This is a genomic window from Methylocystis sp. MJC1, from assembly GCF_026427715.1.
In the GTDB taxonomy this organism is placed as follows: Bacteria; Pseudomonadota; Alphaproteobacteria; order Rhizobiales; family Beijerinckiaceae; genus Methylocystis.
Window position 1 is genome coordinate 1,649,250 of sequence record NZ_CP107558.1, and the last position, 22,516, is coordinate 1,671,765.

Annotated in this window: 23 protein-coding genes and 3 tRNA genes; 13 read left to right on the forward strand and 13 right to left on the reverse strand. The window is 62.9% G+C overall.

Annotation, left to right across the window (positions count from 1 at the left end):
- The first annotated feature begins 11 nt into the window (after nt 1-11).
- From ftsH to OGR47_RS07900, 3 genes are all read left to right on the forward strand, one after another.
- A complete protein-coding gene (gene ftsH / locus OGR47_RS07890) occupies nt 12-1,937 on the forward strand; it encodes an ATP-dependent zinc metalloprotease FtsH (RefSeq protein ID WP_216697895.1) in 1,926 nt (641 codons plus the stop codon).
- A gap of 176 nt (nt 1,938-2,113) precedes the next feature.
- Nucleotides 2,114-2,884 carry a bacterial ammonia monooxygenase, subunit AmoC gene (gene amoC / locus OGR47_RS07895; RefSeq protein WP_216697896.1) on the forward strand — a complete coding sequence of 257 codons (771 nt, stop codon included), beginning with the start codon at nt 2,114-2,116 and terminating at the stop codon, nt 2,882-2,884.
- A gap of 340 nt (nt 2,885-3,224) precedes the next feature.
- A complete protein-coding gene (locus OGR47_RS07900) occupies nt 3,225-3,722 on the forward strand; it encodes a DUF1269 domain-containing protein (RefSeq protein WP_165055576.1) in 498 nt (165 codons plus the stop codon).
- Between the two features lie 175 nt (nt 3,723-3,897).
- On the opposite strand, the gene OGR47_RS07905 is transcribed toward OGR47_RS07900, so the two are convergent.
- Nucleotides 3,898-4,563 carry a DUF3488 domain-containing protein gene (locus OGR47_RS07905; RefSeq protein WP_165055578.1) on the reverse strand — a complete coding sequence of 222 codons (666 nt, stop codon included), beginning with the start codon at nt 4,561-4,563 and terminating at the stop codon, nt 3,898-3,900.
- A gap of 207 nt (nt 4,564-4,770) precedes the next feature.
- Between OGR47_RS07905 and OGR47_RS07910 the strand changes: the two genes are divergently transcribed.
- From OGR47_RS07910 to OGR47_RS07920, 3 genes are all read left to right on the forward strand, one after another.
- Complete coding sequence (locus OGR47_RS07910) at nt 4,771-4,944, forward strand: hypothetical protein (protein ID WP_165055580.1); 174 nt, start codon at nt 4,771-4,773, stop codon at nt 4,942-4,944.
- Between the two features lie 72 nt (nt 4,945-5,016).
- Nucleotides 5,017-5,391: a hypothetical protein gene (locus OGR47_RS07915; RefSeq protein WP_165055581.1), complete on the forward strand. Its 375-nt coding sequence runs from the start codon at nt 5,017-5,019 to the stop codon at nt 5,389-5,391.
- A 328-nt stretch (nt 5,392-5,719) separates the two neighbouring features.
- Nucleotides 5,720-5,968: a hypothetical protein gene (locus tag OGR47_RS07920; RefSeq protein WP_165055582.1), complete on the forward strand. Its 249-nt coding sequence runs from the start codon at nt 5,720-5,722 to the stop codon at nt 5,966-5,968.
- Nucleotides 5,969-6,212: 244 nt separating this feature from the next.
- On the opposite strand, the gene OGR47_RS07925 is transcribed toward OGR47_RS07920, so the two are convergent.
- A complete protein-coding gene (locus tag OGR47_RS07925; RefSeq protein ID WP_165055584.1) occupies nt 6,213-6,476 on the reverse strand; it encodes a hypothetical protein in 264 nt (87 codons plus the stop codon).
- Between the two features lie 586 nt (nt 6,477-7,062).
- Here OGR47_RS07925 and OGR47_RS07930 point away from each other — a divergent pair.
- The 4 genes from OGR47_RS07930 (at nt 7,063) to OGR47_RS07945 (ending at nt 12,668) form a co-directional block, all read left to right on the forward strand.
- Entirely contained in the window at nt 7,063-8,718 is a 1,656-nt protein-coding gene (locus OGR47_RS07930; RefSeq protein ID WP_165055585.1) for a PAS domain-containing sensor histidine kinase, read from the forward strand.
- 107 nt (nt 8,719-8,825) lie between these two features.
- The gene (locus OGR47_RS07935; protein WP_165055586.1) at nt 8,826-11,174 is read left to right on the forward strand and encodes an ATP-binding protein; all 2,349 of its coding nucleotides are present in this window, start codon (nt 8,826-8,828) and stop codon (nt 11,172-11,174) included.
- A 152-nt stretch (nt 11,175-11,326) separates the two neighbouring features.
- Nucleotides 11,327-12,193, forward strand: coding sequence for an erythromycin esterase family protein (locus OGR47_RS07940; RefSeq protein ID WP_253948100.1), 867 nt, complete (start codon nt 11,327-11,329; stop codon nt 12,191-12,193).
- Nucleotides 12,078-12,668 carry an erythromycin esterase family protein gene (locus OGR47_RS07945; protein ID WP_253948101.1) on the forward strand — a complete coding sequence of 197 codons (591 nt, stop codon included), beginning with the start codon at nt 12,078-12,080 and terminating at the stop codon, nt 12,666-12,668. The genes OGR47_RS07940 and OGR47_RS07945 overlap by 116 nt, the downstream gene beginning before the upstream one ends.
- On the opposite strand, the gene OGR47_RS07950 is transcribed toward OGR47_RS07945, so the two are convergent.
- The 3 genes from OGR47_RS07950 to OGR47_RS07960 all read right to left on the reverse strand — a co-directional run bounded on the left by OGR47_RS07950 (nt 12,650) and on the right by OGR47_RS07960 (nt 15,492).
- A complete protein-coding gene (locus OGR47_RS07950; RefSeq protein ID WP_165055588.1) occupies nt 12,650-14,734 on the reverse strand; it encodes an ATP-binding protein in 2,085 nt (694 codons plus the stop codon). The two genes, OGR47_RS07945 and OGR47_RS07950, sit on opposite strands and share 19 nt — an antisense overlap.
- Nucleotides 14,735-14,992: 258 nt before the next feature.
- Complete coding sequence (locus OGR47_RS07955) at nt 14,993-15,169, reverse strand: SoxR reducing system RseC family protein (RefSeq protein ID WP_165055589.1); 177 nt, start codon at nt 15,167-15,169, stop codon at nt 14,993-14,995.
- 134 nt (nt 15,170-15,303) lie between these two features.
- Nucleotides 15,304-15,492, reverse strand: coding sequence for a hypothetical protein (locus OGR47_RS07960; protein WP_165055590.1), 189 nt, complete (start codon nt 15,490-15,492; stop codon nt 15,304-15,306).
- A 204-nt stretch (nt 15,493-15,696) separates the two neighbouring features.
- Between OGR47_RS07960 and OGR47_RS07965 the strand changes: the two genes are divergently transcribed.
- Nucleotides 15,697-16,413, forward strand: coding sequence for a glutathione S-transferase (locus OGR47_RS07965; protein ID WP_165055592.1), 717 nt, complete (start codon nt 15,697-15,699; stop codon nt 16,411-16,413).
- 22 nt (nt 16,414-16,435) lie between these two features.
- Here the strand turns inward: OGR47_RS07965 and OGR47_RS07970 are convergent, their stop codons facing one another.
- Complete coding sequence (locus tag OGR47_RS07970) at nt 16,436-16,801, reverse strand: H-NS family nucleoid-associated regulatory protein (protein ID WP_165055593.1); 366 nt, start codon at nt 16,799-16,801, stop codon at nt 16,436-16,438.
- Between the two features lie 161 nt (nt 16,802-16,962).
- Between OGR47_RS07970 and OGR47_RS07975 the strand changes: the two genes are divergently transcribed.
- Together OGR47_RS07975 and OGR47_RS07980 are read left to right on the forward strand one after the other, a co-directional pair.
- The gene (locus OGR47_RS07975) at nt 16,963-17,277 is read left to right on the forward strand and encodes a hypothetical protein (RefSeq protein WP_165055594.1); all 315 of its coding nucleotides are present in this window, start codon (nt 16,963-16,965) and stop codon (nt 17,275-17,277) included.
- Between the two features lie 55 nt (nt 17,278-17,332).
- Nucleotides 17,333-17,671 carry a type II toxin-antitoxin system death-on-curing family toxin gene (locus tag OGR47_RS07980; RefSeq protein ID WP_246729857.1) on the forward strand — a complete coding sequence of 113 codons (339 nt, stop codon included), beginning with the start codon at nt 17,333-17,335 and terminating at the stop codon, nt 17,669-17,671.
- 78 nt (nt 17,672-17,749) lie between these two features.
- On the opposite strand, the gene OGR47_RS07985 is transcribed toward OGR47_RS07980, so the two are convergent.
- From OGR47_RS07985 to OGR47_RS08015, 7 genes are all read right to left on the reverse strand, one after another.
- Nucleotides 17,750-17,825, reverse strand: a tRNA-Thr gene (locus tag OGR47_RS07985).
- Between the two features lie 41 nt (nt 17,826-17,866).
- On the reverse strand, nt 17,867-18,721 hold the full coding sequence (rlmB, locus tag OGR47_RS07990) for a 23S rRNA (guanosine(2251)-2'-O)-methyltransferase RlmB (protein WP_165055596.1): 855 nt from the start codon (nt 18,719-18,721) through the stop codon (nt 17,867-17,869).
- Nucleotides 18,718-19,584 (reverse strand): 4-(cytidine 5'-diphospho)-2-C-methyl-D-erythritol kinase, encoded by an 867-nt coding sequence (locus OGR47_RS07995; protein ID WP_165055597.1) that lies wholly within the window; start codon nt 19,582-19,584, stop codon nt 18,718-18,720. Before OGR47_RS07995 ends, rlmB begins: the two co-directional genes overlap by 4 nt.
- A gap of 41 nt (nt 19,585-19,625) precedes the next feature.
- Nucleotides 19,626-19,700, reverse strand: a tRNA-Gly gene (locus OGR47_RS08000).
- A gap of 170 nt (nt 19,701-19,870) precedes the next feature.
- Nucleotides 19,871-21,271: an anion transporter gene (locus OGR47_RS08005; protein ID WP_165055598.1), complete on the reverse strand. Its 1,401-nt coding sequence runs from the start codon at nt 21,269-21,271 to the stop codon at nt 19,871-19,873.
- A 292-nt stretch (nt 21,272-21,563) separates the two neighbouring features.
- Nucleotides 21,564-21,641 (reverse strand) — tRNA-Pro (locus tag OGR47_RS08010).
- Between the two features lie 104 nt (nt 21,642-21,745).
- Nucleotides 21,746-22,411, reverse strand: a complete 666-nt coding sequence (locus tag OGR47_RS08015) for a MerR family transcriptional regulator (RefSeq protein WP_165055651.1) — start codon at nt 22,409-22,411, stop codon at nt 21,746-21,748.
- Nucleotides 22,412-22,516: the final 105 nt, after the last annotated feature.

A 22,516-nucleotide genomic window follows, 5' to 3' on the forward strand; every position in this document is an offset into this window, starting at 1 on the left:
AGGAGGTGAAAATGAAGGCGAATTGGAAGAAATATTTGCCTTGGGTCGTCTTCGTCGCAGTCGCGGGCATTCTGTTTGCCATGTTCCAGCAGCAGCAGACTCGCACCCCGGCGCGCGAGATTACCTTCAGCGAGCTGCTTGTGCAGATCGATGAAGGCCGCGTCCATGACGTCGTGATCGCGGGCAATGAAATCTCCGGCCATTTCAGCGACAATCGCAGCTTCGCGACCTATGCGCCGAATGACCCGTCTCTGGTGCAGAAGCTCGAAGCCAAGAAGGTGCAGATCAGCGCCAAGCCAGCGGGCGACAATCCGAGCTGGCTCTCGACGCTCATCGTGAACGGTCTGCCGCTGCTGCTCTTCATCGGCGTGTGGATCTATATGGCGCGTCAGATGCAGGGCGGGGCGGGCGGCCGGGCCATGGGCTTTGGCAAGTCGAAGGCCAAGCTCCTCACCGAGTCTCAGGGCCGCGTCACCTTCGAGGACGTCGCCGGCGTCGACGAGGCCAAGGAAGACCTGCAGGAAATCGTCGAATTCCTGCGCGATCCGGGCAAGTTCCAGCGGCTCGGCGGGCGCATTCCGCGCGGCGTGCTGCTCGTCGGCCCGCCCGGCACGGGTAAGACGTTGCTCGCCCGCGCCATCGCCGGCGAAGCGGGCGTGCCCTTCTTCTCGATCTCCGGCTCCGACTTCGTCGAAATGTTCGTCGGCGTCGGCGCCAGCCGCGTGCGCGACATGTTCGAGCAGGCCAAGAAGAACGCGCCTTGCATCATCTTCGTCGACGAAATCGACGCGGTCGGCCGCCATCGCGGCGCCGGCCTCGGCGGCGGCAACGACGAGCGCGAGCAGACGCTGAACCAGCTGCTCGTCGAGATGGACGGCTTCGAGGCGAACGAGGGCATCATCCTCATCGCCGCGACCAACCGTCCGGACGTTCTCGACCCGGCGCTGATGCGTCCCGGCCGCTTCGACCGCCAGATCCAGGTGCCGAACCCGGATTTCATCGGCCGCGAGAAGATCCTCAAGGTCCACGCCCGCAAGGTGCCGCTGGCGCCGGATGTCGACCTCAAGGTCGTGGCGCGCGGCACGCCGGGCTTCTCGGGCGCCGATCTCATGAACCTCGTCAACGAGGCGGCGCTGCTTGCGGCGCGGCGCTCGAAGCGCATCGTCACGAACCAGGAGTTCGAGGACGCGCGCGACAAGATCATGATGGGCGCGGAACGCCGCACGCTCTCCATGACCGAGGAGGAGAAGAAGCTCACGGCCTATCACGAGGGCGGCCACGCGCTGGTGCAGCTGACGGTCCCCGGCGCGATGCCGATCCACAAGGCCACGATCATCCCGCGCGGCCGTGCGCTGGGCATGGTGCAGGGCTTGCCCGAACGCGACCAGGTCTCGCAGTCCTTCGAGCAACTCACGGCGATGCTGGCCATCGCCATGGGCGGCCGCGTGGCGGAGGAGTTGGTGTTCGGCCACGACAAGGTGACCTCGGGCGCGGCCTCGGACATTCAGCAGTGCACGCGGGTGGCTCGCGCCATGATCACGCAGCTGGGCTTCTCCGATAAGCTCGGCACGGTGGCTTACGCCGAGCCGCAGCAGGAGCAGTTCCTGGGCTACTCGCTCGGGCGCCAGCAGAGCCTGTCGGAGCAGACGCAGCAGACGATCGACGCGGAAGTGCGGCGTCTGGTGCAGGAGGCCTATGACAAGGCGAAGCACATCATGACCGAGAAGCGCGCGCAGCTCGACATGCTGGCCAATGGCCTCTTGGAGTTCGAGACGCTGACCGGCGAGGAGATGAAGGGTCTGCTCACCGGCAAGCGCCCGGTGCGCGAGGACACGAGCGCCCCGACGCCGCAGCCACCGCGCGGCTCCGCCGTGCCGACGACCGGGCAGAAGCCTGAGCCCGATGTCGATGGCGGAGTTGCTCCGCAGCCGGTCTGATGAGCGTCGGCTGAACAATAAAGGCCCGGCCACGCGCCGGGCCTTTTTCTTTGGGCTCAGCTAGCCGTTTTTTCCCTGGCGTCGGCGACAAAGTCGCTGTCGAACCGACGTATGACGCGCAAGCTGCGTCAGCTTCGGGGGCAAGCCCCTCGAGAGCGATTCAAGGGAGAAATCTTATGACCTCCACCACGAGCACGGCTGCCGGCGCAGCTGCTGAAGTAGAGTCCGTAGTCGATCTGCGCGGCATGTGGATCGGCCTTGCGGTTCTGAATGTTTTCTATCTGATCGTCCGCATTTACGAGCAGGTTTTCGGCTGGCGCGCCGGCCTGGATTCGTTCGCTCCGGAATTCCAGACCTACTGGATGTCGATCCTTTGGACCGAAATCCCGCTGGAGCTCGTCTCCGGTCTGGCGCTCGCCGGCTTCCTGTGGAAGACCCGCGACCGTAACGTCGACGCCGTCTCGCCGCGCGAAGAGATGCGCCGCCTGGTGGTTCTCGTTCAGTGGCTGGTCGTTTACGGCATCGCCATCTACTGGGGCGCCTCGTTCTTCACCGAACAGGACGGCACCTGGCACATGACGGTTATCCGTGACACGGACTTCACGCCGTCGCACATCATCGAGTTCTACATGAGCTACCCGATCTATTCGGTGATCGCGGTTGGCGCGTTCTTCTATGCGAAGACCCGCATTCCGTATTTTGCTCATGGCTACTCGCTGGCGTTCCTGATCGTCGCCATCGGCCCGTTCATGATCATCCCGAACGTCGGCCTGAATGAGTGGGGCCACACCTTCTGGTTCATGGAAGAGCTGTTCGTTGCTCCGCTGCACTGGGGCTTCGTGTTCTTCGGCTGGATGGCGCTCGGCGTGTTCGGCGTCGTGCTGCAGATCCTCGGCCGCATCCATGCGCTGGTCGGCAAGGAAGGCGTCGCCCTCCTCACCGAGTAAGATGTGACGACCCGCTCGCGCCCCTAAGGGCGCGAGCGGACAAACCACGGAGGCAAGCGTGATGATGATCAACCTGCTTATGGTGGCGTCCCTGCTTTCGCCTTTGGCGTTTTGGCTCGCTGCGCCGGGCCGAATCCCCGCTCCCGCCAAGCGCTGCGGGGCGAAGGATGGAAATTTGGGAAGTCGTCCCATCTGAAAGGGCGGCTCGTTATCGAGCCTATTGCTCCGCTATGGCTTTGTTTACCCCAAGCCTCAGCCTGCATTGTAATTTAATTCTGCTCGACTAGATCCGGAACGGGCGCGCCGCCGAAGGCCGCGCGGCCCTATCGGGAGAGCTCTCATGAATGATCTGCTCGTCATTGCTTTCTCCTCGGAGCAGAAGGCCGAGGAAGTGAGACAGAAGCTATTTCAAATGCAGAAGGAATATTTGATCGAGATGGGCGACGCGGTCGTCGCCGTTAAGGACGCGGAAGGCCACATCAAACTCAATCAGCTCTTCAACACGACGGCGATCGGCGGCGTTTCCGGCATGTTCTGGGGCGCGCTGATAGGCTTGATCTTCATGATGCCCTTGGCCGGCGCCGCGCTCGGGGCGGCCTCCGGCGCAGTTTCCGGCGCGCTCACCGATTTCGGAATCGACGATAAATTCATGAAGGACGTCGCGGAGGCGATCCCGCCGGGCGGCGCGGCGCTGTTCGTCCTGGTGCGAAAGATGACCTCGGACAAGGTGCTGGAGGGCCTCAAGGGCGTCGGCGGCACAGTCCTGCGCACTTCTTTCGAGAAGTCCATGGACGAGGCCATTCGCGCCACGCTCGCGGCCCAGACCCCGAAAATCTGAAAAAGGTTCTAGGTCATTCCAGGCGGGCCAAAGGCCCGCCTGGAATCCAGAGCCACCACCGTCCATTGCGAGCGGAGCGAAGCAATCCAGAGCAGCTACAGCGGCTCTGGATTTGCTTCGTCGCTGCGCTCCTCGCAATGACGGGCGGGCTTTTGCGCCGCCGGGCCTTTGCAAGCTACGCGGCTTCCTTTGCTGCGCGCCGATGCGCGTGCATGGTGAGCCACAGGCTGGCGCCAACGAAGATGACGCCGACCAGAGCCACCATGATGAAAAGCGAGTCGCGCTGGATGAGCGCCATCCCCGGCACGAAAAGCGCCAGGATCAGGCCGACGACGCAAATCTGCCAAGCCTCGGCGTGAACGCCGGCGACAAAGGTCGCGAGCGCCAGGATCACCATCAGATTGAGGCCCGTGGCGTTGACGTCGACCAGCGCCCGCATGGCCGGCGAATAAATCAGCGCCATCGCCGCAAGGAAGGCGGCCCAGTGCAGTATTTGCGTCCAGACCAGCTTGACGCGCTCGTTTTTCGTCTCGGCGTGTCGCCAGCCGACGTAGATGCAGATCACGCAATAGACTGGCGTGAGCAGCTCCCAATACCAGGCGATGGATTGGCCGGTGAAGGTCACGAGACCGACGCCGATGACCGCCATCGTGAGCATTACGATATAGGGCAGGTCGATCTTCAGCACGTCGACGAAAAGCACTTCCGCCGATTGAGTCTTGATCTCCTCGATCCCTTCTTCGAGCGCCTCCACCCAACTATGCTCTTGCGCGTTCTCGTCCGGCTTTTCCGGATGAGGCCCGGCTGCGTGGCCGCCTGCCGATTCTGGGCTCTTGGACATCTGAAGTTCCTTATGGAGAAGCGCTATCCGTAAATGCGCGGGGCGCGGGGAGGATAGTGCGGGCGCATAATCTCGGCAACAGCCGCGCGCCCCGTCTCTCGCGCCGCATTCAGCCGAGCGCCCCCCGCATCCGTTAAAAACGCGCGTCGCTTGCGCTTTGGGTCGATATCGCTGTAACCCGCCTTTATCGAAAAATGGAGTTTCCCGGTGCAACGCAATCTTATCGAACGGCTGCAGACGCTCGCCGGAGCGCTCGACGAAGCCGTCGACCATATCGAAATGCTCGAGGCGGTCTTGGACATGCTTCAGGAAACCCACCCCGAGGCGGTCGACAAGGCGCGCGCCGCTGTCGCCGCGGCGCAGAAAGATCAGCGTTTCTGAGGCGCGCCTTCACTTTCTAGCCGGTTTTCTGATCCTATGATCGCCCGCGAGTCGACAGCCAGAGAAGGCGCAATGAAGAAATATTTTCTTGCCGGCATTTTTGCAGCGACGATGATCGCCCCGGCCGCCGCTAAAGGCGGGATGCAAACCTGGATTCTGGTCTGTCTGAAAGGCCTTCCGCAAAGCGAATGCAATCTGACGACGGCCAGCCGTTGGTATCACCTTGCGTCCCCGCAGCCTGCGGGAGTCAGCCCCGCGATCAAGGCCGCGCGGGCCAAGGTCGCCCAGGGCCTCGAGGCGGGCTTCTATGTGGCGCAGGAGCAGTTCCCGGCCGGCGTGTCGATGGGCGACCGGGGCAGGGTGTTCAAGGCCTGCGATTCCGCGCCCGCCGCGCCGGCTGACGCTCAGGAGGCGGAATGGGCGCGGCGCGGCGAATGCCTGCGCTAGTCCTCGAAGCCTAGCGCAAATCTACTCGCTTTGAGAGAGCAGGAAGAAACAGCCCCCGGCGAACCCGCGCGTGATTCCGACGTTGCTGGGCGCGGCCTTCTGTATGGGAGGCGCGCGAAGACGCGCCTCTTGCTCTTGCCCCAAATGATCGACGATCTAGCTAGGCGGCACGGGCTCGCGAACGCCGGCGCAAAGACTTCAGCACAGTCTCGCGCGTCGCGGCCCGAAGGAGGCCGTTATGCGTGGCTTAGCCAAAACATGCACCCTCGCGGCAGCTTGCATCGTTGCCGGAGTCGCAGGACCCGCGCCCCAGGCTCGCGCGGGCGTCATGAGCATTCCAAGAGCGGAGATCGTCGGCGCGACGTCATCGGTGGAGCAGGTCCATTACCGCTATTGGCGTCACCATTATTATCATCGTCATTGGCGGTACGGTTACTGGCGGCCTTACCGCCATTACCGCTACTACGGCTATTATCCCGCGTACAATCCGGCTGGCGCTCTCGCCGGGGCGGCGGTGGGACTGGCGACGGCGCCGCTCTGGGCATTGGGCGGCTGGGGGTCTCCCTACTATTGGTAAGAACGTTGTCGCAGCACAACGCGACAATAGAACAGAGAACCCAGGGCCGGCTCCTTATGCCGGCCCTGGGCAGATGTTCGGAGTGATTCGAGGGAAGTGGTTGCGCGCTTCGCATAATGAATTGCAGCATCGCACATGCTTCAACTCGCAAACGCGGCGCAGCTGAAACGCGGCTCTGCTAAGCGTTTGCTCGAGCTTTCATCGCTCCGGGTCGCCGCCAGCCGCATGAGCGCGTCAGAGTGACTTAGGTGCCTGCCTTCCACGATCTCGGCGAATGCCCCGCCTGCGTTGTCCATCCGCCGCTCGGTTGTGGGCGCCTAGCGTATTTATGCGCTTCGTGCCGGCCATAGAGACATCCGGCGACGGCTCCGAGAACGCCATGGTGGCCTGCGTAGTGGCCGACGACGCCGCCCACCAGGGCGCCCTTGATGCAGCCCTTGGCATAGGCTGGTTGCTGTGGCAGCCAAGCAAATAAAGATAGGGAAAGGAGAATGGCGGCTTTCTTCATGGCGAACGCTCTTCGTGCAAGCAGGGAACAGTTGCCGGAACCGTTGTCCCGGCGGCGGAGCCGCATGGCTGGCGCGGACACGCAAGATGTCACATGCCAAACTGCGCCGCGATCGGCTTGGCTTCTCAGCCTCGTGTGAGAGGGAATGTAACGGCTCGCACCATGAGTGTAGCGGTGACGGATATCGCCAAAACCGCCATATAGGACGCCGCGAGCGTGTATTCCGTCATTTCGGTTGTGAGGGCTTCGACCATTTGACTACCCAGCTGAAAGCGCTTCGGGAGGCCGGGCATGTAACCAGGTCATGCCCGGCTTTCAGGGCGCTAACGTCGATCGGCTGGGCGGTGTTCCCTGCTGCGCTAACCCACTCGTCTTGCTGCGCCGGCGGGGCGATGTCAGGCAAGATCAGGCGAAGTTTCGACGGAGCCGAGCGCCCCGTTTGGCGGCTGTCAGCGCGCCTCCATTCGGAGGGCGTATCAAGTCGCAGCTTGGCCGTAGTCGTGCGCAATTTTTCGCTAAGTGATGGTCAATTCGCCAGAATTTGGCGCTAATTCAGTCTGACGCGTGGAGAGGGTCTAGAGAGCCGATGCTTCGTAAATTCTTCCGGTCGTTCCAGATGGAAACGATTCCGGATCGTCCCGAGCCGTCGATCGAGCAACAAGACGCGCAGAAAGCGGCGCCCGCCGAGAGGGAAGCCGAGATGAGCGCGCACGCCATGATGACGGCCTGCGTCGAGGCCATGCCTGGGGCCATTGCCTCCTTCCGTTTCACCCCGGACGGAATAGGGTCCTTTCCATATGGGTCGGCGAATTTCGAGGAGATCTTCGGCTTTCCTCCTGAAGAAAGCGCAGCGGATTTGCCGACGATGCGCTCCCGGATCCATCCCGACGACATCGAGCGCATCGACGCAGCGATTGCGACATCAGCGGCCCAGCTGACCAAATATCACGAGGAATATCGTTTCCTGCACCCTACCAAGGGCGCGATTTGGATCGAAGTGCACTCCATGCCGACCCGCGAGCGGGACGGCTCGATCATATGGCACGGCTACGTCTGCGACGTTACCGCGAGAAAGCGCGCCGAAGAGGAGCTTCGCCTGAGCGAAGCGCGGCACCGCGCCTTCTTCGACGCAAATCTGATCGGCGTCTGCTACGCGAGCGCCACAGACGCGACGATCACCGAGGCCAACGACAAATATCTCGAGATGCTCGGTTACACGCGCGAGGATCTGAAAGCCAAGCGGATCAACTGGAGAGAACTCACGCCGCCAGAATATGCCGTTATGAATGAGGCGGCGATGGCCGAGGTGATCGCGACGGGCAAGAACGCGCGGCCGACCGAAAAGGAATATTTTCGCAAGGACGGGAGCCGCCTGCCGGTTCTCGTGGCCAGGGCCATTCTCGATCGGGACACAATGAATGGCGTCGCCTTCATACTGGACATATCCGAGCTGAAGGAAAAGGAGGCCAGACTGCGGGAAGCGCACAGGGGCCAGCTTGCCATGATGCGCTCCATGGCCTTGGGCATTGCCCATGAAATCAATCAACCGCTCGCGGCAACGGCGACCTATCTGCGCGTGCTGCCCCGCTTGCTCGAAATCGATCCTGCACAACGGCCCGCGAGCGTGTTGGAAACGGTGAAGAAGGCAGTCGCTCAAGTGATGCGGGCAGGGGAGATCGTCTCGCGACTGCGGTCTTTCATCGCGCATGGAGAGCCCGACAAGCTGCGGGTGAATATGCACGAACTCATCCTCGAGGCGATGGAGCCGGTCGTCGCCGTCGCGCATGAGAAACAGATCGCCATCTCGCTCGACCTTGGCGCCTCCTCGAGCGAAGTTCTCGCCGACAGGGTGCAGATTATGCAGGTGCTGATCAATCTCATAAGAAACGCCAAGGAGGCGATGGAGCACGTCGTCGAACGCGGGCTCGTGATTACGACGCGCTCAAACGAGGCGGACGTCAGGGTCGATATTGCCGATACGGGCGTCGGGCTGAGCGAGAAAAGGCGCAACGCCTTGTTCGTGCCATTCGCCACCACCAAGCCCAGCGGCATGGGCGTAGGTCTCTCGATTTCTCGCGAGATCATCGAGGCGCATCACGGTCGGATTTGGGCCGAGGAAAATCCCGAAGGCCACGGCGCCATGTTCAGTTTCACTCTTCCGCTGGTTGGGCGCGAAGCGGAAAAGTCGAACGACGAGATTGACTCTCGTGAAGATTGCCGCCGAGTTGACGCTCGTGCTTAGCACGCGTTCTGTACTTCGCCAGCCATTTGAAGTTAGGCTTCAGCTTTTCAAAAAAACGCAAATGCCTTAGCGATCTTTCCTTGCGAATGGGCGCCGGGAGCGGTCGGTTGAACCAAGATGCGGAGAAGCGTGCAACGACGCGCGCTTTGGACTATGCTGTTGCAGTTTTAACGGTAGCGGTTGCGGCGGCGGTACGATTTCGGCTGGGCCATAGCTTCGACGCGCAGCCACTCTCGCCCTTCTTTCTTGCCGTCTTATTCACCGCCGGCGTTTCTGGATCAGGGCCTGCGTTGCTCGCGACCGGCTTGTCCATGGCTGTCGCCGCATTCTTTTTTATGGAGCCGCTCGGCTCCTTCGGAGTCGCACTCCCGAGCGACCATCTTCGCCTGGCGGTTTTCGCTGTGATGGGGATTGGCATAGCCGCTTTGACAGAAGCTAAGGCGAGGGCGCGCAAAGGAGAGATCGAGGCTCAAATCCAACTCACGCGCGCGCAGGCCAACGAATTGGCCCAGGCGGCGCGGCGGGAAAGCGCTACGCTGCTCGGCGGAATTCTCAACTCTGTGCCGCATCAGATCGCGGTGATCGACCAGGCCGGCGTGATATTGGCTGTCAACGAACCCTGGAACCGCTTTGCAGGGGAAAACGGCTTCGCTCCAAGCGGAACGTTTTCGGGCGCAAATTACCTCGACGCCATTCGCGGCGCCGCGGCGGCGGGGGATTTTTACGCCAGCAAGGCTCTCGACGGGCTTCAGGCGCTGCTCGCCGGCGAGCGGCGCGCATTTGCAATGGAGTATCCCTGCCAGACGCCGGGCGGGGAGTTATGGTTTGTCATGAACGCGGCGCGCGCCGATAGCGGAGACGCCGCCGTGGTCGTCAGCCACACGGACATCACCGAGCGCAAACGCGCCGAGGAGGGGTTGCGCGAAAGCGAAGAACGGTTTGCGAGCTTCATGCATCACCTGCCCGGGCTTGCATGGATCAAAGACGTGGAGGGGCGCTATATCTACGCCAATGACGCGGCCCTACGCGTCTTTCGGGTCCCGCCCGAGAAGCTTTACGGCAAGAGGGACGCGGAATTTTTCGACACGGACACAGCGCTGCAATTCCACTTCCACGACAATGAAGCGCTCAAAAGCAAAACCGGCATCGTCGCAATCGAGACGTTGAAAGAGGCCGACGGCGTCATTCATCACTTTCTCGTGAGCAAATTTGCAATTCAGGATTCGGAAGGCGTCATCAAAGGCACAGGCGGCGTCGCGATCAACGTGACGGAACGCGAGGAGGCCGAGAAGCGTCTTCGTGAGGCGACTGAAAAACTGCGCGCGGCGGACGCCCATAAGGACGAGTTCTTGGCGACGCTCGCCCATGAATTGCGAAATCCGCTCGCGCCAATTGGCAACGCCGTGCATGTTCTACGGCACGATGCGCTTGCCCATTCAACCAAGAGAGATCGAGACGCGTCTCTGTTGTCGATGGTCGAGCGCCAAGTGGCGCATCTCGTGCGCCTCGTCGACGATTTGCTGGAAGTCTCGCGAGTCACCAGTGGCAAAATCGAGTTGAAGAAACAGCGTGTCGATTTGGCCGACATCATGCGACAGGCCATCGACATGTCGAGGCCGGTGATCGAACGCGGCGGCCATGTGTTCAGCGCCAGCTTTCCGGAGCTTCCCCTCTTTGTCGAAGGCGATCCCGTTCGCCTCACGCAGGTCTTCGCCAACCTTCTCAACAACGCGGCCAAATACACCGAGCACGGCGGGCGGATCACCCTTACGGCCGAGCCGTTGGGCTCCGAGGCGCGCATCGTCGTCCAAGATAATGGCGTCGGCATTCCGTCCGAAATGCTGCCGCGCGTTTTTGATCTTTTCACGCAGATCGACCGGACGTTGGGGCGCGCGCAAGGCGGCCTCGGCATTGGTCTCGCGCTCGTGAAGCATCTCATCCTGCTTCATGGCGGCTCGATCGAGGCGCGGAGCGATGGGCTCGGGCAGGGCAGCGCCTTCGTCGTGCGCCTGCCGGCGCTCCAGACGCTCGACGTCCGAGAGCGCGAGCAGGGGCCGTCTTTGACCACGATGCGCACGAGCCTGCGCATTCTGGTCATCGATGACGACCATGACGTGGCGGACAGCCAGCAGGCGTTGCTGGAAGCGTCCGGCGCGACAGTGCGGGTCGCCTACAGCGGAGCCGCCGGAGTCGAGGCCATGCCAATATTCAAGCCCGATTTGATCCTGCTGGATCTCGGCATGCCAGAGATGGACGGCTACGAGACGGCGCAGCGCATCCGGGCGCTGCCAGAGGGGCGCCGCGTCAAGCTCGTCGCGCTGACGGGATGGGGACGCGAGCAGGTTTTCCAACGCGCGCGCGATGCGGGCTTCGATCTGCAGATTACCAAGCCGGCCAGTCTGGAAGCGCTCAAGGAGGCGATCGAAGGCGTTGAGTGTCTCGCTCAGCGCGGGTAGCGTGCCAACTCGCGTTTGTTGTTGGCAGGAGAGCGCAGCGGCGCGCTTCGACGCGCTGGAAAAATCGCGCTGGAACGAGGCTTCCCCATCGGCCGTTAAAATGGCGCCGGGCCGCCAGGATCGGCGTCGCCTTCCGGCGCAAGGAGAGGCCAATGCCGGATATGAAGGCCATCTCGCTCGATCGCGAAAGCGTGCGCAACGCGATAACAAGGGCGCTGACCGGCGAGAGCGAGCCTCTCCCGGCGCCAGAGCGCGTCGAAGAGTTCGGCCGCTGCTTTGCGCGTTTCGCCGATGCGCAAGTGGTCCTTCTCGGTGAAGCCACGCATGGCACGTCGGAGTTCTACCTGGCGCGCGCCGCCATCACCCGTGAGCTCGTCGCGCGTCACGGCTTCTCGTTTGTCGCGGTCGAGGCGGACTGGCCAGATGCGGCGCGGATCGACCGCTATGTCCGGGGTCTCGCCGCGAAAGCGGATGCTGCAGAAGCCTTCACGCGTTTCCCCACATGGATGTGGCGCAACCGCGAAGTGATGGATTTCCTCGATTGGCTGAGAAGCCACAATGCGCGACTGGCTCCCGAGAGGCGGGTTTCTTTTCACGGTCTCGATGTTTACAGCCTCAGCGCCTCGATCGACGAGGTCGTCCGCTACCTCGATCGGGTCGACCCGGAGGCGGCCAAGCGCGCTCGTGGTCTCTATGCTTGTCTGACGCCATGGCAAGACGAACCAGCCGATTATGGGCGCGCCGTTCTGCGCGGCTATCAGAAGCCCTGCGAGGACGAGGCGGCCGCGCAACTGACGGCGCTGCTGTCGAAGCGGCTCGCTATATCAAAGAAGATGGCGAAGCTTTCTTCGATGCCGCTCAGAACGCGCGGATGTTCGAGCCGCCGAGCAATATTATCGGGCGATGTATCGGGGCGCGCGCGAATCCTGGAATTTGCGCGACCGGCATATGTTCGCCACCCTGCAGGCGCTGCTCGCTCACCGCGGGCGCGGGACGAAGGGGGTCGTCTGGGCGCATAATTCGCACATCGGCAATGCCGGCGCGACCGCCATGGGATGGGCGGGAGAGTTCAATATCGGCGAACTTTGTCGCTCTTCGCTGGGAAGCGACGCAGTGCTGATCGGCTTCGGCACGGACCGGGGCACGGTCGCGGCAGCAAGCGACTGGGACCAGCCGATGGAGATCAAAGCTGTCCGGCCCGCTCGCGAGGACAGCTACGAATACGCCTTCCGCAAGAGCGGCTTCGCAAGATCGTTGACCGACTGGCGCGCGCCGCGTCGGCGCGCCCTCGCCGAGGTCTTGAGGGAGCCCATGCTGGAGCGCGCCATCGGCGTCGTCTATCGGCCGGAGACCGAATTCCTGAGCCACTATTTCGAGGCGGTGATGGCGGAGCAGTTCGACGCCTATGTCTGGTTCGAGGAGAGCCGCGCGGTGACGCCGCTTGCCGCCGCCAGACCTGAAGGCGCCCCCGAAACCTATCCTTTCGGGCTCTGAAAGACGCGCTCGCTTCGTCGTGAGAGAATTTCCTGCAACGCCTCGAGCGAGGCCGGCTTGGTCAGATGCGCGTCGAAGCCGGCCTCAGCCGTTTTGGCGCGATCGCTTTGTTGCCCCCAACCCGTAAGAGCGACGAGTTGCAGATTTTGCCCGTCGCGTGTCTGGCGGATGAGCCGCGCCGTCTCGTAACCGTCGACACCAGGCATTCCGAGATCCAAAAGCACAGCGTCCGGCGCGAACGCCTCCACGACAGCCGCGGCGGCGCGCCCGTCGTAAACCGCGCGGACTGTCGCCCCAAGGGACTCTAACAACGCGCAAAGCATATCGGCGGCGTCCCTGTTGTCGTCGACGATCAACACGCGGTTGAAGGGGAGTGTGGTGGTGAGTGGACTCTGAGGCGCAGCCGCCGCCGGCTCCGGCTCGGATTCGCAAAGTGGAAGCCTGACAATGAATGCGCTCCCCTGATCCGGTCCGGCGCTTTGCGCCGAGACGGTTCCCCCGTGCAGCTCGACAAGATTTCGCACGAGCGCCAGTCCAATGCCGAGGCCGCCGGGGACCGGGTGGCCGACTTGAATGAAAGGCTCGAATATGTGCGGAAGCGCCTCGGGCGAAATGCCTCGGCCATTGTCTCTGACGGTCACGACCGCTTCATCGCCTTGCCGCTTGCATGAAATCTCGATCGAACCGCCTCCGGGGGAAAATTTAGCGGCGTTATTGAGGAGGTTGGCAAAGACCTGCGCCAGCCTCGTCAGATCCGCAAAGACCGTCAGAGTCTCCGGCGACGTTTTCACATTTATCTGATGGGAGCCCTCTTTGATCAGCGGCCGGCTCGTCTCCAAGGCCAGATGGATTGCGGCCGCAATATCGATGCTTTGGCTGCGAAGCTCGATCTTGCCTCGGGTGATCCGGGAGATTTCCACGAGGTCGTCGACGAGCCGGACGAGATTTCCAACCTGACGCTCCATGATCCCGATCATCACGCGGCGACGTTCGGGGGCCACCTCTGCGCCTTTCAAAAACTCCAAGCCGGTTCGGATCGGCGCCAGAGGATTGCGCAGCTCATGAGCGAGCGTGGCGAGAAATTCGTCCTTTCGGCGGTCGGCGTCTCGGAGCGCCTCCTCGGCCTGCTTCAAAGCCGTAATATCAAGAAACGCGCCGATTGCGCCGCGCGGGCGCTGCATATCGTCGTAGAGAGGCGTCGCCTTCGACAGGACCGTGACCGTGTGCGCCGCCGATTTGATGGTGATAATCTGCTCGTCGACAGTCTCGCCTCTGACCGCGCGTTGCATAGGCAGTTGTTCGAGAGGGAGCTGCTTGCCACCCTGGAACACGGTGATCGGCGGCCGCTCGGGATTCGCCATGGAAAGCTGAGCGCCGGGCGGGAGCCCGAGGAGCGCCTCGCTCGCCCTGTTTCCTCTTATGTCCCGGCCTTCCGGGTCCAACGCAATCGACACGCCGATTGGCGCCAGGTCCAAGAGAGTCTGAAGCTCCTGGGCGCGAAGCCGCTCCCGCGCCTCGCTCTCGCGCAACGCCGCCTCGGCCTGCTTGCGCGCCTGCAGCTCATAATGCTGGGAAATAATAATCGAGGCCGTGCGGGTCAGAAGGGAGCAAAGCTCCTGATCGCCGTCTGTCGCTTCGCGCGGGCCTCCCGAATAGATTGCCAAGGTGCCGACGAACTTTCCAGCCGAAGTTCGAATAGGAAAGCTCCAGCAGCCTCGATAATTGAAGCGCTCGGCGAGCCATAGCCATGGCTGCCATTGCGCATCCTTCCTAACGTCGGCGGTGATGACCGGCTGTCCGGTATGCGCCGCCAAACCGCAGGCCAAAGATTCTGGCCCAATCTTGAAGCCGTCGACCGCCGCGGCATAGTCGGCGGACATGCCGACCACATGGTGCAGCGAGACCCCCTCGCCATCTCCGAGATAGAAGGCCGCGCGCGTGTCGCGCCCCAGCCCGTCGGTCGCGGTCCGTACCAGAGCATCAAGTGAAACTTGCAGCGGCGCGCCATTCAGCGCCGACTCCAGGGCCTCGCGCTGGCCGCGCAACCAGGCTACGCGCTCAGGCAACGCCTATCTCCACCTGCATCCGCTCCGTGATGTCCCCAAAGCGCCATGCTTTCGCGGAGGCGCCCGAGCCGTGATAAGCCCGGACAATATCGGCGCTTTGCTATCGACGCTAGCGCCACGCTCGTCGGCGGTCGCGAGGAGAGCATCGATGCGCCGGACCGCCCAGACTCGTCGGATCGCGTCGCGGCAGGGGAGGCGTCTTGCACGCTCGAGCGGCAGCTTTTTGCCTGTCGCTTTCTCAACGGCCCAGGCGAAACCTCAATCTAGAGGCTGATCGGGATCGGCAAGCCAATAGATAGCGGAAAAACCCGCCGTAATCAGCCCGACGCCGAACAAGGACGCACTCAGGCCTTCATGTGGCGTAAAGAAGCTCATGATCGCAGAAAGGAGGCCTGCGATCGCCACGATCAAGGGCTTCGGGCTGCGCTCGTCCATGATGCAAATCCGCTTCGTGCAAAGAGCTGATCTGCCAGGATGACGAGCAAAAATCTTCCTAGCAACCTGTGAGAAATACTTAGAGCCTGCCCTGCGGTCGCTCGTCCGGCGACGGCTTGTCGCGGTATCGGATTCTACCGCTCGAACAACATTCCGAGGAGGGCGCCGACGATTATGCCGCAGAGGGCGCCGACAGGGGCTCCCGTAAAACCGGAACCGGCTCCTGCAATGAGAGCGCCCAACGACGCTCCAACCGCAGCGCCAATGCTGGAAAGCGCCAAGAGACCGGACGCCTCGACGTCGCGGTTGTTTTTGTCGGCCATGTGAGGATGCCTTGGTGGCGGGTCCAGCGATGCGCCAGATTGCCCTACCCACATAGATAGCGCGCTCGGCTATACGGCTATCCCGCCCCCCGACGCGTATGGGATTGACTGTTCCCGTTCCCCTTGCGCTTGCGCAAGGCTGAGAGCGCCATAAATCCCGACCTCACACGCCAAACCCTCGCCACCGAGCAGGGAGGCCGGCTCATGACCTACAAGCTTTACTATTGGAGCGGTATTCAGGGCCGCGGAGAATTTGTGCGGCTTGCGCTGGAAGATGCGGGCGCGGACTATATCGACATCGCCGCTGCGCCGGACGGCGATGAAAAACTAATGGCCTTCATGGAAAGGCGCGATCTCCTGCGGCCGCCATTCGCGCCGCCGTTCTTGCGCGAGGGAGACCTCGTTATCGCTCAAACCGCGGCCATATTACTCTATCTCGGCGACCGCCTTGGGCTGTCCTCCCGAGACGAAGCGGAGCGGCTCTGGGCGCACCAGATTCAACTGACGATCGCCGACGTCGTTGGAGAGGCCCATGACACCCACCATCCCATCGGCGCGCATCTCTATTACGAGGATCAGAAATCCGAAGCGCTACGCCGCGCCGAGCACTTTCGGGAGCTTCGAATTCCAAAATATCTGGAATGGTTCGAGCGTATTCTGGCGCGCAACTCAAAGGGCGACGCTTATCTTGTCGGCGGCGCCGCGACCTACGCCGACCTTTCGCTGTTCCAGCTCGTCGAAGGTCTGCTGTACGCTTTTCCGAAAACGACGCAAAGCGTGCTTGTGAAGGCGCCTCGCGTGGCTGCGCTTCGCGAGCGGATTGCGGCGCGAGGCCGGATTCGCGCTTATCTCGAAAGCGGTCGCCGGACTGAGTTCGACGAACAAGGGATATTTCGTCATTACGCTGAGCTCGATCCTTGAAGCAGCCCGTCGGCGCTTGCAATCAGTTCTGAGCCAAGAACTCCTCCGAGGCCTTGAACTCCTCGAGCGTCCAGCCTCGCTCGGCCATGATCGACTTGACCCATTGCGGCGGGTGGGGGCCCCTTCCTGACCAGGCGTCGCCGCTTGCGTGATTCCTAAATTTTGCGCGGCTCTTCGGAGCCGCAACTGGCGCCCCTGCCGCCTGGCCGTCCGCCTCGAACTCCGGAAAGATGTCGGACAGGTCTAAACCAGCGTTTTTGAGCTCTTCTTCGATCTTGGCGCGAAGGCGCTCTTTAGTTGCCTCCTTGCGGCGCGCTACCTCTTGCTCGGCGCGGTGGATCAGAGACAAAAGCTGCAGATCGGACAAGTTGGCGAACTCGTCGCGCATTCGATGGTCTCCCCAAACGTAATTCGAAGGCGTCTCTCCTAACGGAAGCGCATTCGAAAACAAGATCCTGACCGCGTGCCGCGCTTATCGAGGGTCAGGGATAGTCGACCGCTGGGTCGGTGGGCTGGACATTTCGGACAATTTGCCCAGCTATAGCGGGCATGCCGTCCGTAAAGGGCCACTTTGCTGCTTATCCCTACGCGCGCGACCAGAAGCCGATCGGAGACGTCGTGCGCCGTGGCGCGTCTGGCGAATACACGGCCGCGAGGTCCGGCAAATCCGAGGCCCGGAAGAGCGGCGAATCCGTGACTGTGACCGGGGCAGCCATGCAGGCCGGCGCACGGTCAACCGCGAACGCCGGCGAGCAAGTCCTCGACGAGAAGGCCAAGCGCGCCGCGCGCAACAAGCGGATCGACCAGCTTATGACGGTCATCGAGGCCTTGCACGGCGACACGCTGGCCGAGCTCGCCAAGTGACCGCCGAGCCGATCTGGCTCGACCGAGAGACGTCCTCCGCATCCACGCCAGAGAGATCGACCGCTATGGCGGCGCGCATGGGGTCTTGAACGACGGCGCGGTCGACGCCAGCCTAGCCCGGCCGCAGAACCTGTTAGCCTACGAGGAGGTGCGCGACGTCTTCAAGCTCGCTGCATGCTATGCCTACGGCTTCGCCAAGAACCATTGCTTCGTCGACGGAAACAAGCGCATTGCCTTCGCTTCAGCGGCGGCCTTCCTGCTCGATAACCGCTTCCTGCTGCTCCCGGCGCCAGCGGTCGGGCCGGACCTATTTGTGCGGCTCGCGGCGGGCCAGGTGACTGAGGCCGAATTGGCGACGATCCTGTGCGGCAATTGTGTCCGCCTGCCGGAATAGGTTCCACAGAAACAAATTGGTAAAAGCTGGTGACCGCGGCTGATTTTGCGCGCGGGGTGGTGGCTACGTTGGATTTTCTGGTGCCGGTTGAGGGATTCGAACCCCCGACCTACTGATTACAAATCAGTTGCTCTACCAGCTGAGCTAAACCGGCGTTTCCAGGCACGCATTTAATCGTCCAAGGTCGCTCTAAGGTCAATCCCGCGCCGCGTCCCGCAGGCGCAAATGCGCGACGCTAAGAGCCGCTGCGCAGGCGTTGGAGACGTTGAGGCTCTTGATCGGGCCGGGAAGATCGAGCCTGGCGATGAGGTCGCATCGCTCGCGCGTGAGGCGGCGCAGGCCCTTGCCCTCGGCGCCGAGTACAAGCGCCAAAGGTTTCGCCAGTGGGATCGTCTCGATGGGTGCTGCGCCTTCCGAATCTAGGCCGACGACGCTGTAGCCTCGGTCCCGCAGCTCGTCCAAAGCGCGGGCGAGATTGACCACGGACACAATCGTCACATGCTCCAGCGCGCCGGAGGCGGCCTTCGCCAGCACGCCGGTGAATTCCGGACTGTGACGCTCCGTGACGATCAGCGCGTCGACGCCGAAGGCGCAAGCCGTGCGCAGAATCGCGCCGACATTGTGCGGATCCGTGATCTGGTCGAGGGCCAGCACCAGGCCGCTCTTCGACTCGATATCGGCGATATCTGCCTCCGGCAATGGCCGGGCTTCCAGCAGCAGTCCCTGATGCACGGCCTCTTCGCCAAGATGGCGGGAGAGATCGCGCGCGTCGACGATGTGTGGTTCGAGGCCCGCAGCCTTGGCGGCGTCGGCGATCCGGGGCAGGGCGGTCTCGGTCGCGTAAAGAGCGAGCAGCTTGCGGCGCCCGCCCTTGAGCGCCTCGCGCACGGCATGGGCGCCATAGAGCGTGACCAACTCAGGCGACGGCGCGCGAAACGGGCCGCGTTGGGCTTCGGGCTTCGCGCGCTGGATTGGCCGTTCGCCTCTCGGACGCTGATCGTTCGGCCGCTCTCCTCTGGCGCGCTCCTTTGGCGGCGGGCGGCGGCTCATCGTAGCGCCGCCGTCTTTACCCACCATTCGGGATGCTGCATCCGAATGGCGCGGGCGGCTTTGGCGGCCGCGTGAGGCGTTGAAAAGATCGCGAAGCAAGTCGCGCCCGACCCCGACATGCGCGCGAGCTTGCAGCCGCGGGCGGCGCGCAACACGGCGATTGCGTCGACGATAATCGGCGCCTGCAGGCAGGCAGGGTCTTCGAGATCGTTGCGACCTCTCGACAGGAGGGAGAGAAGCTCCAAAGCGGACCCGCCGTCGCCGATGATCGGGTGAGCGGCCGCCTCGACGCGTTCGCCGGGCTGGAGGCCGAGGCGCGCGAAGACGGGGCGCGTTTCAACCGGCACGCCCGGGTTGACCAGCACGGCCGGCAGCAGCGGCAGGCGCAGCATCGGGCCGAGCGTTTCGCCGGCGCCGCGCATCATCCGGGCCCGGGCGGCAAGGCAGACGGGCACGTCCGAACCCGTGACGCGCGCGGCCTCGTAAAGGCGCGGATCGTCGGCTTTCAGGCCATTGGCGTGAGCCAGAAGCCGCAGCGCCGCCGCGGCGTCGGAGGAGCCGCCGCCGATTCCCGCAGCGACAGGGAGGCGCTTCTCCAAACGGAAGGCGCCGAGGGTGAGCCCTTCGATTCGCTCGGCCAGATTGCGCGCGGCGCGCAGCACGAGATTGTCGTCGCCGGCTCCGGCGGCCGGCGCCGTGGGGCCGGAAATGTCGAGCGAGAGGGGGCCGCCAGGAGAAAACGACAGCGTGTCGCCCGCGCCGCTGAACACGACGAGGCTTTCGAGCTCGTGATAGCCGTCGTCCCTGCGGCCAAGAATATGAAGTGTGAGATTGATCTTCGCGGGGGCGCGCGTCACCAGCATCTTACCCCGACCTCCGCTTTAGGGTTATCGCGGAGCTTCTTTGGAGCGGGCGAAGGGATTCGAACCCTCGACCCCAACCTTGGCAAGGTTGTGCTCTACCCCTGAGCTACACCCGCATCCGTCGCTTCGGTTTCGCGCGTCGCGTCGCCGTCGCTGAGGTCTTATGCAACAAACGATCTGGCTTTGCAACAGGCGACGTCATGAAAATTACAAGCCTGTGGAAGGCTGAATAAACGTTTTTAATTTCAGTGTGATACACGTTTGTCGCCGCCTAGGGCGCGCGCTCTTAGAGCCACCAGGCGCCGAAGATAATCGTTGCGACAGTCAGAGGCGCGCCGATCTTGAAATAGGTCCAAAAGCCAATCTCGACGCCTTGAGTCCGGGCCCTTTGCGCGACGATCAGATTGGCGACAGAGCCGAGCAAGGTGAAATTGCCGGCAAGGGTCGAGGCCATGGCGACAACCAGCCAGGACCTTTCCGGATCGCCTGCGCCGGCGATGAACGGTTTCAGGACAAGAACCGCCGGGACATTGCTCACAATATTCGAGAGACCGGCGGTAATCGCCGAAAGGACAAATGGCGCGCCGAGGTCGAAACGCCCGACAGCGGCCACCACATCTGGCGTCACCACGGTCTTCTCGAGGCCTGAAACGACAATGAAGAGCCCGACGAACATCAGCAGCAATGGCCAGTCGATCTCCTGGTAGACCTTATCGGCCTTGACCTTGCGCGTGAGCAGCAGGATCGCGCCGCCGACGATCGCGACCTTGGCGACCGGCTGCCCGTTAAAGAACAGGGCCATCATCACGAGCGTCACCGCGACAGACTTGGCGATCAAGGCTCCGTGGTAACGCCTCGGAGCAGAATCAAAGCTCGGCAGGCGTTCGCGTGTCAGAAATTCGCGCCGATAGGCCAGCGTGAGGAACAGCACGCACAGCAACAATCCGAAGAGAGCCACTGGCCACAAGGCGCCGGCGAAAGTCCCGTAGGGAATGTGCGAGAACGCCCCGATCATCATGTTCTGCGGATTGCCGGTGATTGTCGCCGCGCTGCCGATGTTGGAGGCGAGGGGGATCGCCAGGACATACGGAATAGGATCGCGCTTCAGCCGCTTCACCAATTCCACGACGAGCGGCGTCATGACGAGGCAGATCGTATCATTGACCAGGAAGGCCGAGAGCGAGCCCGAGACCAGGACAATCGCGATCAGGAGCGCAAGCGGATGGCTGGCGCGCGCCACCACCCAGTCGCTGACCAGCCGGAAGAAGCCCGAGAGGCAGAGATTGGCGACGACGATCATCATGCCGAGGAGAAGCGTGATCGTGTCGAAATCAACGGCGCGATAGGCCTCCTCCAGCGGCAGGACGCCCAGACCAACCATGAGGCTGGCCCCCACCAAAGCCGCGCCGGCGCGGTCGAGCCGCAGGCCGGGAAATCTGCCGATGGCGACGACGAGATAAGTGCCCAGAAAGACGAGAATCGCGAGAAGGGTCTTGCCATTGGCCCAGGTTACGAGCGCGCCGGCGCCCGCGTACTTGTCTCCCGCCAATGACCGCAGCGACCATTGCGCGATCTCGCCGATTATCCAGATCGACACGGCGTAAAGCAGCGCCCCGAGGGTGACGAGCGCCACGGCCAGAAGCGCGGTCGCGAGCCCGCTTTTTTGGCTCGCAGAGGGTCGATCCATTTCCTCGGCTTGCGGGGGCCGCGTCTTCGCCTTCCGTATCAATCCCAACACCGATCTAAATCTCGAATTCGCAGATTTGCCGTCTGGCTGCATGCAACGCTGCATCGCGGCCACCATAACGGCAAGACGCTAAGTTCTCGCCTTACGCCGCAAACCGGGTGGGACGAAGACCTTAGTCGCTCTGGCTCGATGCCTGGCCGATAGCGCTCAGCCGAGGCCGAGCATATTTGCTAGGTTGAGAAAAATCAGGTCGGGCTGGCGGCGGGACGGGTAGGGGGCGTCGCGGCGCTAATGGTCGGAGTGGCGGGATTCGAACCCACGACCCCTTGTCCCCCAGACAAGTGCGCTAACCGGGCTGCGCTACACTCCGACTGGCCGCCCTTATAGAGAGGCGGCGGCCCGGTTGCAACGGGATATGACATTTTGGCCCCGGCGAGTTCGATCGACCGCGTTTCCCCATATTTTCCGGGCTGCTCAGCGCCGGGTCAGATTGAGCAGCCGCTTGCATTCCTCGATCTCCGCCAGCGCTTTGCGCAAAATTTGCGCCTGTCCCTGATCCAGTCGCCGGATGACCACGACAGGCGCATGGAAGATCGGTTGCGGCGCGGGTGCGGGGAAAGCGCGGGAAAATGGGGAGGGTGGGGGAAGGATTTCCACAGTCGCCTCCGAATCATACGCGCCAGCAGGCGCCGACTCGGGCGCCGGCGCCTGGGGCGCCGTTTCTGGCGGCTCGGGTTCCGGGAAATCGAGCGTCTCTTGGAGCGCGACCGGCGGCGGGGCTGGCGCAACTTCCGGCGGCGGAGGTTCGATGCGGGCGCCGGCGGGCTCGGCGGGTGCAACAGGCGGCGATGAAGAAGGCATTGGCGATTCGCCGGTCTGGCGCCGGCGCGCGTCGGCGAGAACGCCCTCGACGCCTTGCTCGGAGAGAATGCGCTGAACGCCCTTGATCGTATAGCCTTCGCGATACAGCAAATGCCGGATCGCTTCGACGAGCTCGATATCGCGCGGGCGGTAGAAGCGGCGTCCGCCGGCGCGCTTCACCGGATCAATCTCCTTGAAGCGCGTTTCCCAGAAGCGCAGCACATGTTGGGGCAGGTCGAGATATTCCGCCACCTCGCCGATCGTGCGCAGAGAGGCCATCTCTTCCCGTGTCAACGCGCCTCTGCCGGCCACCTTTGCTCCCCCGATCGAAAGAGCGTTCATTCTTACACTCGATGCGCGTCCTATCAGCCTAAAATCCGGCGC

Bases quoted from the DNA above. Each gene is read 5' to 3' on its own strand.
- ftsH (WP_216697895.1), top strand. From the start codon at position 12: ATGAAGGCGAATTGGAAGAAATATTTGCCTTGGGTCGTCTTCGTCGCA.
- amoC (WP_216697896.1), top strand. From the start codon at position 2,114: ATGACCTCCACCACGAGCACGGCTGCCGGCGCAGCTGCTGAAGTAGAG.
- OGR47_RS07900 (WP_165055576.1), top strand. From the start codon at position 3,225: ATGAATGATCTGCTCGTCATTGCTTTCTCCTCGGAGCAGAAGGCCGAG.
- OGR47_RS07905 (WP_165055578.1), bottom strand. From the start codon at position 4,563: ATGTCCAAGAGCCCAGAATCGGCAGGCGGCCACGCAGCCGGGCCTCAT.
- OGR47_RS07915 (WP_165055581.1), top strand. From the start codon at position 5,017: ATGAAGAAATATTTTCTTGCCGGCATTTTTGCAGCGACGATGATCGCC.
- OGR47_RS07920 (WP_165055582.1), top strand. From the start codon at position 5,720: ATGAGCATTCCAAGAGCGGAGATCGTCGGCGCGACGTCATCGGTGGAG.
- OGR47_RS07925 (WP_165055584.1), bottom strand. From the start codon at position 6,476: ATGAAGAAAGCCGCCATTCTCCTTTCCCTATCTTTATTTGCTTGGCTG.
- OGR47_RS07930 (WP_165055585.1), top strand. From the start codon at position 7,063: ATGCTTCGTAAATTCTTCCGGTCGTTCCAGATGGAAACGATTCCGGAT.
- OGR47_RS07940 (WP_253948100.1), top strand. From the start codon at position 11,327: ATGCCGGATATGAAGGCCATCTCGCTCGATCGCGAAAGCGTGCGCAAC.
- OGR47_RS07945 (WP_253948101.1), top strand. From the start codon at position 12,078: ATGTATCGGGGCGCGCGCGAATCCTGGAATTTGCGCGACCGGCATATG.
- OGR47_RS07955 (WP_165055589.1), bottom strand. From the start codon at position 15,169: ATGGACGAGCGCAGCCCGAAGCCCTTGATCGTGGCGATCGCAGGCCTC.
- OGR47_RS07960 (WP_165055590.1), bottom strand. From the start codon at position 15,492: ATGGCCGACAAAAACAACCGCGACGTCGAGGCGTCCGGTCTCTTGGCG.
- OGR47_RS07965 (WP_165055592.1), top strand. From the start codon at position 15,697: ATGACCTACAAGCTTTACTATTGGAGCGGTATTCAGGGCCGCGGAGAA.
- OGR47_RS07970 (WP_165055593.1), bottom strand. From the start codon at position 16,801: ATGCGCGACGAGTTCGCCAACTTGTCCGATCTGCAGCTTTTGTCTCTG.
- OGR47_RS07975 (WP_165055594.1), top strand. From the start codon at position 16,963: ATGCCGTCCGTAAAGGGCCACTTTGCTGCTTATCCCTACGCGCGCGAC.
- rlmB (WP_165055596.1), bottom strand. From the start codon at position 18,721: ATGAGCCGCCGCCCGCCGCCAAAGGAGCGCGCCAGAGGAGAGCGGCCG.
- OGR47_RS07995 (WP_165055597.1), bottom strand. From the start codon at position 19,584: ATGCTGGTGACGCGCGCCCCCGCGAAGATCAATCTCACACTTCATATT.
- OGR47_RS08005 (WP_165055598.1), bottom strand. From the start codon at position 21,271: ATGGATCGACCCTCTGCGAGCCAAAAAAGCGGGCTCGCGACCGCGCTT.
- OGR47_RS08015 (WP_165055651.1), bottom strand. From the start codon at position 22,411: ATGGCCTCTCTGCGCACGATCGGCGAGGTGGCGGAATATCTCGACCTG.